This window comes from Streptomyces sp. NPDC057474 (assembly GCF_042802555.1).
In the GTDB taxonomy this organism is placed as follows: Bacteria; Actinomycetota; Actinomycetes; order Streptomycetales; family Streptomycetaceae; genus Streptomyces.
This window is the reverse complement of record NZ_JBHVDX010000279.1, coordinates 1-11,167: the sequence shown is the minus strand read 5'-3', so window position 1 is coordinate 11,167 and position 11,167 is coordinate 1. Positions and strand designations below refer to the sequence as shown.

Annotated in this window: 10 protein-coding genes; 8 read left to right on the top strand and 2 right to left on the bottom strand. The window is 67.3% G+C overall.

Features of this window, described 5'->3' with window-relative positions; translation table 11 throughout:
• Positions 1-47: 47 nt before the first annotated feature.
• The gene (locus ACFU53_RS42560) at positions 48-1,424 is read right to left on the bottom strand and encodes a cysteine desulfurase/sulfurtransferase TusA family protein (RefSeq protein WP_384005147.1); all 1,377 of its coding nucleotides are present in this window, start codon (positions 1,422-1,424) and stop codon (positions 48-50) included.
• Positions 1,425-1,729: 305 nt separating this feature from the next.
• Between ACFU53_RS42560 and coxB the strand changes: the two genes are divergently transcribed.
• The 4 genes from coxB (at position 1,730) to ACFU53_RS42540 (ending at position 6,324) form a co-directional block, all read left to right on the top strand.
• The gene (gene coxB / locus ACFU53_RS42555) at positions 1,730-2,722 is read left to right on the top strand and encodes a cytochrome c oxidase subunit II (protein WP_384005146.1); all 993 of its coding nucleotides are present in this window, start codon (positions 1,730-1,732) and stop codon (positions 2,720-2,722) included.
• Positions 2,719-4,458, top strand: a complete 1,740-nt coding sequence (gene ctaD, locus ACFU53_RS42550) for a cytochrome c oxidase subunit I (RefSeq protein WP_384005145.1) — start codon at positions 2,719-2,721, stop codon at positions 4,456-4,458. The genes coxB and ctaD overlap by 4 nt, the downstream gene beginning before the upstream one ends.
• Positions 4,455-4,853: a cytochrome c oxidase subunit 4 gene (locus ACFU53_RS42545; protein ID WP_384005144.1), complete on the top strand. Its 399-nt coding sequence runs from the start codon at positions 4,455-4,457 to the stop codon at positions 4,851-4,853. Before ctaD ends, ACFU53_RS42545 begins: the two co-directional genes overlap by 4 nt.
• Positions 4,854-4,983: 130 nt before the next feature.
• Positions 4,984-6,324, top strand: a complete 1,341-nt coding sequence (locus tag ACFU53_RS42540) for an Ig-like domain-containing protein (protein ID WP_384005143.1) — start codon at positions 4,984-4,986, stop codon at positions 6,322-6,324.
• A gap of 20 nt (positions 6,325-6,344) precedes the next feature.
• On the opposite strand, the gene ACFU53_RS42535 is transcribed toward ACFU53_RS42540, so the two are convergent.
• Complete coding sequence (locus ACFU53_RS42535) at positions 6,345-6,746, bottom strand: hypothetical protein (protein ID WP_384005142.1); 402 nt, start codon at positions 6,744-6,746, stop codon at positions 6,345-6,347.
• A 157-nt stretch (positions 6,747-6,903) separates the two neighbouring features.
• Between ACFU53_RS42535 and ACFU53_RS42530 the strand changes: the two genes are divergently transcribed.
• The 4 genes from ACFU53_RS42530 to ACFU53_RS42515 all read left to right on the top strand — a co-directional run bounded on the left by ACFU53_RS42530 (position 6,904) and on the right by ACFU53_RS42515 (position 11,127).
• The gene (locus ACFU53_RS42530; protein ID WP_033528179.1) at positions 6,904-7,524 is read left to right on the top strand and encodes a heme-copper oxidase subunit III; all 621 of its coding nucleotides are present in this window, start codon (positions 6,904-6,906) and stop codon (positions 7,522-7,524) included.
• Positions 7,525-7,622: 98 nt separating this feature from the next.
• Positions 7,623-8,432, top strand: a complete 810-nt coding sequence (locus ACFU53_RS42525; protein WP_384005141.1) for a c-type cytochrome — start codon at positions 7,623-7,625, stop codon at positions 8,430-8,432.
• Positions 8,429-9,487: a Rieske 2Fe-2S domain-containing protein gene (locus ACFU53_RS42520; RefSeq protein ID WP_384005140.1), complete on the top strand. Its 1,059-nt coding sequence runs from the start codon at positions 8,429-8,431 to the stop codon at positions 9,485-9,487. Before ACFU53_RS42525 ends, ACFU53_RS42520 begins: the two co-directional genes overlap by 4 nt.
• Positions 9,484-11,127, top strand: coding sequence for a cytochrome bc complex cytochrome b subunit (locus tag ACFU53_RS42515; protein ID WP_384005139.1), 1,644 nt, complete (start codon positions 9,484-9,486; stop codon positions 11,125-11,127). Before ACFU53_RS42520 ends, ACFU53_RS42515 begins: the two co-directional genes overlap by 4 nt.
• The last annotated feature ends 40 nt before the right edge of the window (positions 11,128-11,167 follow it).

The window sequence follows — 11,167 nt, the reverse complement described above, 5'->3', positions numbered from 1 at the left end:
GAGGAGGCCTGTGGCCTTCTCAGGGGCGCGGGGATTCCCGTATCGCCTCAGCTCAGCCTTCGCACCACGTACGCCGAACCCCGCTCCGCCGGCTCCTCGCCCACATACTCCTGGTCCCGCATCTCGCACCACGCCGGGATGTCCAGGCGGGCCGCCTCGTCGTCGGAGAGGACGCGGACCGTGCCGCCGACCGAGACACCGCCGATCACCTTCGCCAGCTCGATGACGGGGATCGGGCAGCGCTTGCCGAGGGCGTCCACGACGAGGACGTCCTCACGTACGACGGTCGCGGGGGCCGGAGCCCCCAGCTTCTCCCGGACCGTCGCGACCGCACCGGGCAACACCGACAGGAACCGCTCGACGTCCTCCTCCACCGCCCCCATCGGCAGTGACACCCGGACGTTCCCCTCGCTCAGCACCCCCATCGCCCGCAGCACATGGCTGGGCGTCAGCGTGCTGCTCGTACAGGAGGAGCCGGAGGAGACGGAGAAGCCCTCGCCATCCAGCTCGTGGAGCAATGTCTCCCCGTCGACATAGAGACAGGAGAAGGTGACCACCCCGGGCAGTCGGCGCTCCGGGTCGCCCACCACCTCCACATCGGGCACCAGCGACGGCACCCGCGCCCGGATCCGCTCCGTCAACTCCCGCAGGCGTACGGCCTCCGCGTCCGCCTCGGCCCGTACGGCCCGCAGCGAGGCGGCGGCCGCCACGATCGCCGGGATGTTCTCGAAGCCGGCGGCCCGCCCCGACTCCCGCTCGTCGGCGGGTCCTTGCGCCGCGAACCGCACGCCCTTCCGTACGGCGAGCAGTCCGACCCCGGACGGACCACCCCATTTATGGGCACTGGCGGTCAACACCGACCAGTCCCCGTTCACCCGCCCCCACCCGAGCGACTGCGCCGCGTCCACCAGCAACGGCACCCCGGCCGCCCGGCACACCTCCGCCACCTCGGCCACCGGCTGCTCCGTGCCCACCTCGTGGTTGGCCGACTGCAGACAGGCGAGCGCGGTGTCCGCCCGCAGGGCCTCGGCGTACGAGGACGCGGCCACCGACGCGGTGCGACCCACCGCCACCTGGGTGACCGTCCCCCCGTCGGCCTCGTGCACCTCCGCCGCATGCAGCACCGAAGAGTGTTCGACCGCTGACACGATCAGGTGACGCCCCACCCGCCGCCGCCCGGCCAGCACCCCCGCGATCCCGGAGTGCACGGCCCGCGTTCCGGACGAGGTGAAGACCACTTCGTCCGCCCGACATCCCACGGCCTCGGCGGCAGCCTCCCGGGCCGCGTCCAACAGCAATCGGGCCCGCCGCCCTTCTCGATACAACCGCGCAGGATCGGCCCACCCCTCGTCCAGCGAAGCCAGCAGCGCCTGCCGCGCAACGGGATGAAGAGGAGCGGAGGAAGCAGAGTCGAAGTAGGCCACAGCTCAACGCTAAAGCCTGGGGCGCGTGCATCAGGGGGCGCGGGGAACCGCGCGAACGACCACAACGCACGCGCACCCGCCAAAACGCCCGAACCCCCGAGCTGTTAGGCGCACCCGGTACCCCGAACAGCCGCTACAAGTGACCCCCGGCGAGTTGGCCCCCCCCTCCCCGCGCGACCCCAAAACGCGTCCAGTAGGGTTTGGTCCGCATAAACATCCAAACCCCTGCCCGACGCAGGGCGGCGACCGACCAGCGAGAAGGCCGCAGCCACACCGCGCGGGCGAGACTCTCGGGAAGGCGCTACGTGAGTCCCAACGGCTCCGACCTCCCCCGCTGCCTAAAGGGCGCGGGTGGTACCCCCATGCCGCGGCGCCCGATGCGGCGGAAGCTGCTGCAGGCACTGACTGCGGGCCTGGTCCTGGCGACCGCCACCGGTTGCACATACAAGGACTTCCCCCGCCTTGGTATGCCCACCCCGACCACGGAAGAGGCTCCCCGGATCCTCTCCCTGTGGCAGGGCTCGTGGGCCGCCGCGCTCGCCACGGGCGTACTGGTCTGGGGTCTGATCCTGTGGAGTGCTTTCTTCCACCGGCGCAGCCGCACCAAGGTCGAAGTTCCCCCACAGACCCGGTACAACATGCCCATCGAGGCGCTGTACACGGTCGTCCCGCTGATCATCGTCTCGGTGCTCTTCTACTTCACCGCCCGCGACGAGTCGAAGCTCCTCGACACGTCGAAGAAGCCCGACCTCACGGTCAACGTGGTCGGCTTCCAGTGGAGCTGGTGCTTCAACTACATCGAGAACGTCGACGGCTCGACCGGCGACGCGAAGACCGACGAGAACCTGGCGGCCATCCCGGACCGGTTCAAGAAGGACTTCCCGGCGGACGCCGGCGGTGCCTACACCTGCGGCATCCCCGGCGACGAGAACCCGCAGACCGGCAACCCCGGGCCGACGCTCTGGCTCCCGGAGGGCAAGACGGTCCGCTTCGTCCTGACCTCGCGTGACGTCATCCACTCCTTCTGGGTGGTGCCGTTCCTGATGAAGCAGGACGTCATCCCGGGCCACACCAACGCCTTCCAGGTGACCCCCAACCAGGAGGGCACCTTCCTGGGCAAGTGCGCCGAACTGTGCGGCGTGGACCACTCTCGGATGCTCTTCAACGTGAAGGTCGTCTCCCAGGAGCGCTACGAGGAGCACCTCAAGTCGCTCGTGGAGAAGGGACAGACCGGTTACGTCCCGGCCGGCATTGAGCAGACGAGCCACGAGAAGAACCGGGAGACGAACCAACTGTGAGCATCCTCAACGAACCTCAGGGTGCTGCCGCCGCCGAGGGCTCGTACGAAGACGAGCTGCCGGTACGGCGCAAGCAGCCCGGCAACGTCGTGGTGAAGTGGCTGACGACCACCGACCACAAGACGATCGGCACGCTGTACCTGGTCACGTCGTTCGCGTTCTTCTGCATCGGCGGCGTCATGGCGCTCTTCATGCGCGCCGAGCTCGCCCGCCCTGGTACGCAGATCATGTCGAACGAGCAGTTCAACCAGGCGTTCACGATGCACGGCACGATCATGCTGCTGATGTTCGCGACGCCGCTGTTCGCCGGATTCGCCAACTGGATCATGCCGCTGCAGATCGGCGCGCCCGACGTGGCGTTCCCGCGGCTGAACATGTTCGCGTACTGGCTGTACCTCTTCGGCTCGCTCATCGCGGTCGGTGGCTTCCTCACCCCGCAGGGCGCGGCCGACTTCGGCTGGTTCGCCTACAGCCCGCTGTCGGACGCGGTCCGCAGCCCGGGTATCGGCGCCGACATGTGGATCATGGGTCTGGCCTTCTCCGGCTTCGGCACGATCCTCGGCTCGGTCAACTTCATCACCACGATCATCTGCATGCGCGCGCCCGGCATGACCATGTTCCGCATGCCGATCTTCGTGTGGAACGTGCTGCTGACCGGTGTCCTGGTCCTGCTGGCCTTCCCGGTCCTCGCGGCCGCGCTGTTCGCCCTGGAGGCGGACCGCAAGTTCGGTGCCCACGTCTTCGACGCGGCCAACGGCGGCGCGTTGCTCTGGCAACACCTCTTCTGGTTCTTCGGCCATCCAGAGGTGTACATCATCGCCCTGCCGTTCTTCGGCATCATCTCCGAGGTCATCCCGGTCTTCTCCCGTAAGCCGATGTTCGGCTACATGGGTCTGATCGGCGCGACCATCGCGATCGCCGGCCTCTCCGTCACGGTGTGGGCGCACCACATGTACGTCACCGGTGGCGTACTCCTACCGTTCTTCTCCTTCATGACGTTCCTCATCGCCGTACCGACCGGTGTGAAGTTCTTCAACTGGATCGGAACGATGTGGAAGGGCTCGTTGTCCTTCGAGACACCGATGCTCTGGGCCACCGGCTTCCTGATCACCTTCACCTTCGGTGGTCTGACCGGTGTCATCCTGGCCTCGCCGCCGATGGACTTCCACGTCTCGGACTCGTACTTCGTGGTGGCGCACTTCCACTACGTGGTGTTCGGCACCGTCGTGTTCGCGATGTTCTCCGGCTTCCACTTCTGGTGGCCGAAGATGACGGGCAAGATGCTCGACGAGCGCCTCGGCAAGATCACCTTCTGGACGCTGTTCATCGGCTTCCACGGCACGTTCCTCGTCCAGCACTGGCTGGGCGCCGAGGGCATGCCGCGCCGGTACGCGGACTATCTCGCGGCCGACGGCTTCACCGCCCTGAACACGATCTCCACGATCGCCTCGTTCGTGCTCGGCCTGTCGATCCTGCCGTTCCTCTACAACGTGTGGAAGACGGCCAAGTACGGCAAGAAGGTCGAGGTCGACGACCCGTGGGGGTACGGCCGTTCGCTGGAGTGGGCGACCTCCTGCCCGCCGCCGCGGCACAACTTCCTCACCCTGCCGCGGATCCGCAGTGAATCCCCGGCGTTCGACCTGCACCACCCGGAGATCGCCGCGCTCGAGCAGCTCGCGCACGGCGGCCCTGCGGCCAACGAGCTCGCGGCCAGCGGCAAGGAGGCCGGCAAGTGAAGGTCCAAGGCAAGATGTTCATCTGGCTGAGCGTCTTCGTGCTCGTCATGGCGATCGTCTATGGCTACTGGTCGAAGGAGCCGGCCGGAACCACGGCGCTCTTCCTGGCCTTCGGCCTGTGCATCATGGTCGGCTACTACCTGGCCTTCACGGCCCGGCGGGTCGACGTGGGCGCGCAGGACGACAAGGAGGCCGACGTCGCGGACGACGCCGGTGAGCTGGGCTTCTTCAGCCCGCACAGCTGGCAGCCCCTCGCCCTGGGCGTGGGTGGCGCGCTCGCCTTCATGGGCGTCGTCTTCGGCTGGTGGCTGCTGTACTTCTCCGCCCCGATCCTCCTGATCGGCCTCTGGGGCTGGGTCTTCGAGTACTACCGCGGCGAAAACCAGAACCAGTAACACGCGCAGAGCGCACGGAAGCCCGGACACTCCGACAGGAGGTCCGGGCTTCCCCCTTTTGCCACGTCCTATGTAGCTCGATCGGGTCACCTGGCGCGCCGCGCTTGACGGGCGTTCCTACGTTGAACTCATGAGCACTACAGAATCTTTCCGGGGCGCCGCAGCCGGTGTCGAGAGCCCGACCGTGCTCGACCCTTCGGGCCTCCGCGCGCTCGGCTCGACACCGGCCCGCCCGCGCCGCAACCGCACGGTCGTCAGCTGCACCCTGCTGGTGGTCTCCCTGGGAGCGGGCGTCACCGCCTGCGGTTCCGGTGGCCACCCGCTCTCGGGCAAGCCGTACGACGCGGCCGACCGGGTCTCCTTCAACACGCCCACCGGGGGAGGCGAGAAGGCCGACCCGGACAAGCCGCTGGAAGTCACCGCCGAGGACGACGGCCGCATCACCGACGTCACCGCCGTCGACGCCGCAGGACGGTACGTGGCGGGCGAACTCTCCGCCGACGGAGGTCGCTGGCACTCCACCTCACCGCTCGCCGCCAACGCCCACTACACGGTCCGCGTGAGCACCGAGGACGAGGACGGCGCCCCCGGCCGGGAGACCCGCGCCTTCGACACCGGCCGCCCCCTCACCAAGAAGCGCCTCGACGTCACCTTCGGCCCCAAGGAGGGCAGGTACGGCGTCGGCCAGCCCGTCACCGCCGAGCTCAGCAGACCGGTGAAGGACAGGGCGGCCCGGTCCGTCGTCGAACGCGCCCTCAAGGTGGACTCCATCCCCGCGGCGGAAGGCGCCTGGCACTGGGTGGACGACAAGAAGCTCCACTACCGCCCCAAGGAGTACTGGCCCGCCGACGCCACCATCCGGGTACGCAGCAACCTGGAGGGCATCAAGATCGGCGACCGGCTCTGGGGCGGGAAGGCCGAGCCCATCGAGCTGACCACCGGCGCCAAGATCGTCGCCGTCACGGACGCCTCGTCGCACCGCATGACCGTCTACAAGGACGACCAGGTCATCAAGGAGATCCCGGTCACCACCGGCAGGCCCGGCTACGACACGCGCAACGGGGTCAAAGTAGTACTGGCCAAGGAAGGTACCGTTCGCATGACCAGCGCCAGCATAGGTGCGTCGGACTTCTACGACCTGACCGTCCACCACTCCGTCAGGGTCACCAACAGCGGCGAGTACGTCCACGCGGCCCCCTGGTCGACCGGTTCCCAGGGGTACGCGAACGTCAGCCACGGCTGCACCGGCATGAGCTCCGGCAACGCCCAGTGGTTCTACGACACCATCAACGAGGGCGACATCGTCGAGGTCGTCAACTCGGCCGGCGACACCATGGCCCCCTTCGGCAACGGATACGGCGACTGGAACCTCGACTGGAAGAAGTGGCGCGAGGGCAGCGCCCTGGTCGGCGGCACCCAGGAAGTACCTGGTCCTCAGATACAGGCGCGCCTGAGGCCAGAGTCGGTGTGAAGCCGGGCCCCATTCAGGGGCTAGGCGCTCAACGCCTGCTTCTTGCGGAGCAACGACGCGAGCGCCGACGCGAACTCCACCGGCTCCACCGGCAGTGTCACCGCCGCGTCCGCCCGACTCCAGGTCGCCAGCCACGCGTCCTGCGGCCGCCCGATCAGCACCAGCACCGGCGGGCACTCGAAGATCTCGTCCTTGATCTGCCGGCACACCCCCATGCCCCCCATGGGCACGGCCTCGCCGTCGAGCACACAGACATCGATCCCGCCCTTGTCCAGCTCCTTGATGACGGCGGCCGGAGTGGCGCACTCCAGGAACTCGACCGGCGGCACATCGGCGGCCGGTCGTCGGCCGGAGGCCAACCGCACCTGCTCCCGCGTGTTGGAGTCGTCGCTGTAGACCAGCACCGTGGCGGTCGGCTGCATTGTTCCTCCGTGACTTCGGCGTCGTACGGACAACAGGACGGACAGGGCCCGATGCGCGGATGTTACTCCCTTGAACACCACGTCAGCACCGGTACGGAGGGGACCAACACTCCGAACGGCACCCCCGGGAGTGAGGGCGGGATAAGCGACCGACATAATGTCGGTCGTGGCGACAGCAACGACAGTAGAAACCGGGCACGCGCACCCGTCGGTCAACCGGCCGAACCTCACCAGCGTCGGAACCATCATCTGGTTGAGTTCCGAGCTGATGTTCTTCGCGGCCCTCTTCGCGATGTACTTCACCCTGCGATCGGTGACTGGTCCGGAGTTCTGGTCGGAGAAGGCCGACACCCTGAACTTCCCGTTCTCGGCGACCAACACCACGATCCTGGTGCTCTCCTCCCTCACCTGCCAGCTCGGCGTGTTCGCCGCCGAGCGCGGGGACGTGAAGAAGCTCCGGATGTGGTTCATCGTCACGTTCGTGATGGGTGCGATCTTCATCGGCGGTCAGGTCTTCGAGTACACCGAGCTGGTCAAGCACGAGGGCCTGTCGCTCTCGTCCGACCCGTACGGCTCGGTGTTCTACCTGACCACCGGCTTCCACGGCCTGCACGTGACGGGCGGTCTCATCGCCTTCCTGCTGGTCCTCGGACGCACCTACGCGGCCAAGAGGTTCACCCACGAGCAGGCGACCGCGGCCATCGTCGTGTCCTACTACTGGCACTTCGTCGATGTCGTCTGGATCGGCCTCTTCGCCACGATCTACATGATCAAGTAGATCGGGCGGCCGAGCCGGGCGGACCGTACGCCTGCCTCGCACCGAGAACGACCCTTCCAGAAGCACCGACGCAGAAGATCCTGACACCGGGGTAATCCGTGAAAAAGCTCTCCGCACGACGACGCCATCCGCTGGCGGCGGTCGTCGTCCTACTCATCGCGCTGGCGGCCTGCGCGGGGCTGTACACCGCCTTCGCACCTGCGGACAAGGCGGTGGCCGAAGAAACCGCCCAGACCCTCACCATCGAGGAGGGCAAGAAGCTCTACGCCGTGGGCTGCGCCAGCTGCCACGGCACCGGCGGTCAGGGCACCACCGACGGTCCGCCCCTGGTGGGTGTGGGCGCGGCAGCCGTCGACTTCCAGGTCGGCACCGGCCGTATGCCGGCCCAGCAGCCGGGTGCGCAGATCCCGAAGAAGCCGGTCGTGTACTCGCAGGCCGAGATCGACCAGCTCGCGGCGTACATCGCCTCCCTGGGCGCAGGCCCGGAGATCCCGACCGAGAACGCGTACGACCCCGAGGGCGCGGACATCGCCGAGGGCGGCGAGCTGTTCCGTACCAACTGCGCTCAGTGCCACAACTTCACCGGCAAGGGCGGTGCGCTGTCCGAGGGCAAGTACGCGCCGGACCTTGAGGGTGTCGACCCGAAGCACATCTACGAGGCCATGGAGACCGGCCCGCAGAACATGCCGTCCTTCCCCGACACCACGCTGTCGGAGGAGAACAAGAAGGACATCATCGCGTACCTCGACGCGGTCAACGGCGACGACACCGTGGAGCCCGGTGGCCTCAGCCTCGGCGGGCTCGGCCCGGTCAGCGAAGGTCTCTTCGGCTGGGTGTTCGGGCTCGGCGCGCTGATCGCCGTCGCCGTCTGGGTCGCCGCTCGGACCGCAAAGGCCAAGAAGTCATGAGTAGCCAAGAGATTCCAGAAGAGAACCTGCCCATCGAGCAGGACGACGCACACGGTGCGGTCAAGGTCGCGGACGAGAAGAACCCCTTCGCGGACCCCGGCCTCCCGCCCCACGAGCACCGCGTCCAGGACGTCGACGAGCGGGCCGCGAAGCGGTCCGAGCGCACGGTCGCCCTGCTGTTCACGGTGTCGATGCTGGCCACCGTCGCCTTCATCGCCTCGTACCTGGTGATCGACGTCGACAAGGCGATCTACGTCTTCCCGATCGGTCACATCAGCGCGCTGAACTTCGCGCTGGGTATGACGCTGGGCCTGTCGCTGTTCTGCATCGGCGCGGGCGCGGTCCACTGGGCCCGCACGCTGATGTCGGACGTGGAGGTCGCCGACGAGCGTCACCCGATCGAGGCCACGCCCGAGGTCAAGGCCAAGGTCCTGGCCGACTTCAAGGAAGGCGCCAAGGAGTCCGCGCTCGGCCGTCGCAAGCTGATCCGCAACACGATGTTCGGCGCGCTGGCCCTGTTCCCGCTCTCCGGTGTCATGCTGCTGGGCGGCCTCGGTCCGGCGCCCGGCACCAAGCTGCGGCACACCACCTGGCGCAAGGGCAAGAAGCTCCTCAACATGAACACCAACGAGCCGCTGCGTCCCTCGGACGTCGCGGTGGGGTCGCTGACCTTCGCCATGCCGGACGGCATGAGCGAGCACGACCACGACTTCCAGAAGAACATCGCCAAGGACGCCCTGATGATCGTCCGGATCCAGCCGGACGACATCAAGGACAAGCGCGAGCTGGAGTGGTCCCACGAGGGCATCGTGGCGTTCTCGAAGATCTGCACCCACGTGGGCTGCCCGATCTCCCTGTACGAGCAGCAGACGCACCACGTGCTCTGCCCCTGCCACCAGTCCACCTTCGACCTCGCCGACGGCGGCCGGGTCATCTTCGGCCCCGCGGGTCACGCCCTGCCGCAGCTGAGGATCACCGTCGGTGAAGACGGCTACCTCGAAGCGGTCAGCGACTTCGAAGAGCCCGTCGGTCCTGCCTTCTGGGAGCGCGGATGAGCACTACGACGACCACCACGGACGCGCGCGACAAGCGCGAGAAGGCACCGGCCGGCGAGCGCGTCGCCGACTGGGCCGACGGCCGGCTCGGGATCTACTCCCTGGCCAAGTCCAACATGCGCAAGATCTTCCCCGACCACTGGTCGTTCATGCTGGGCGAGATCTGCCTGTACAGCTTCATCATCATCATCCTCACGGGTGTGTACCTGACGTTGTTCTTCCACCCGTCGATGAACGAGGTGGAGTACCACGGCAGCTACATCCCGCTGCAGGGCCAGCTGATGTCCGAGGCGTTCAACTCGACCATGCACATCTCCTTCGAGGTGCGCGGTGGTCTGCTGATCCGGCAGATCCACCACTGGGCGGCGCTGATCTTCCTCGCCGGCATGTTCGTGCACATGATGCGTGTGTTCTTCACGGGCGCGTTCCGCAAGCCGCGTGAGGTCAACTGGCTGTTCGGCTTCCTGCTGTTCGTCCTCGGCATGTTCACCGGCTTCACCGGTTACTCGCTCCCGGACGACCTGCTCTCCGGCACCGGTGTCCGCTTCATGGAGGGCGCGGTCCTGTCCGTGCCGATCGTCGGCACGTACCTGTCGTTCTTCCTCTTCGGCGGAGAGTTCCCGGGCGGCGACTTCGTGGCCCGTTTCTACTCGGTCCACATCCTGCTGCTGCCCGGCATCATGCTCGGCCTCGTGGTGGCGCACCTGATCCTGGTCTTCTACCACAAGCACACGCAGTACGCGGGCCCCGGCAAGACGAACAACAACGTCGTCGGCATGCCGCTGCTTCCGGTGTACATGGCGAAGGCCGGAGGCTTCTTCTTCCTGGTCTTCGGTGTCATCGCGATCATCTCGGCGATCGCCACGATCAACCCGATCTGGACCATGGGCCCCTACCGGCCGGACCAGGTGTCCACCGGCGCCCAGCCCGACTGGTACATGGGCTTCTCCGAGGGTCTGATCCGTGTCATGCCGGGCTGGGAGATCAACTTCTGGGGTCACACGCTCGTCCTGGGCGTGTTCATCCCGCTGGTGATCTTCCCGCTGGTGCTGGTCGCGATCGCGGTCTACCCGTTCATCGAGTCCTGGGTCACCGGCGACAAGCGCGAGCACCACATCCTGGACCGCCCGCGCAACGCCCCGACCCGTACGGCCTTCGGCGTCGCGTGGATCACCTGGTACATGGTCCTGCTGATCGGTGGTGGAAACGACCTCTGGGCGACCCACTTCCACCTGTCGATCAACTCGATCACCTGGTTCGTCCGGATCGCGTTCTTCGTGGCCCCGGTCCTCGCGTTCATCGTCACCAAGCGCATCTGCCTCGGCCTGCAGCGCCGGGACAGGGACAAGATCCTGCACGGTCGCGAGACCGGCATCATCAAGCGTCTGCCGCACGGTGAGTTCATCGAGGTCCACGAGCCGCTCAGCCAGGAGCAGCTGCACACGCTCACGGCGCACGAGCAGTACGCGCCGGCCGAGATCGGTGCGGCGGTCGACGAGAACGGTGTCGCCCGCAAGGTCACGCGCCTCGCGAAGCTCCGCGCCAAGCTGAGCAAGGGCTACTACGGCGAGGACAGCCAGATCGCCAAGCCCACCGTCGAGGAGTACAAGGAGATCACCAGCGGCCACGGCCACCACTGATCGCCTCGCTTCGCCACACCACGGTCGAAGGGCCCCCGTC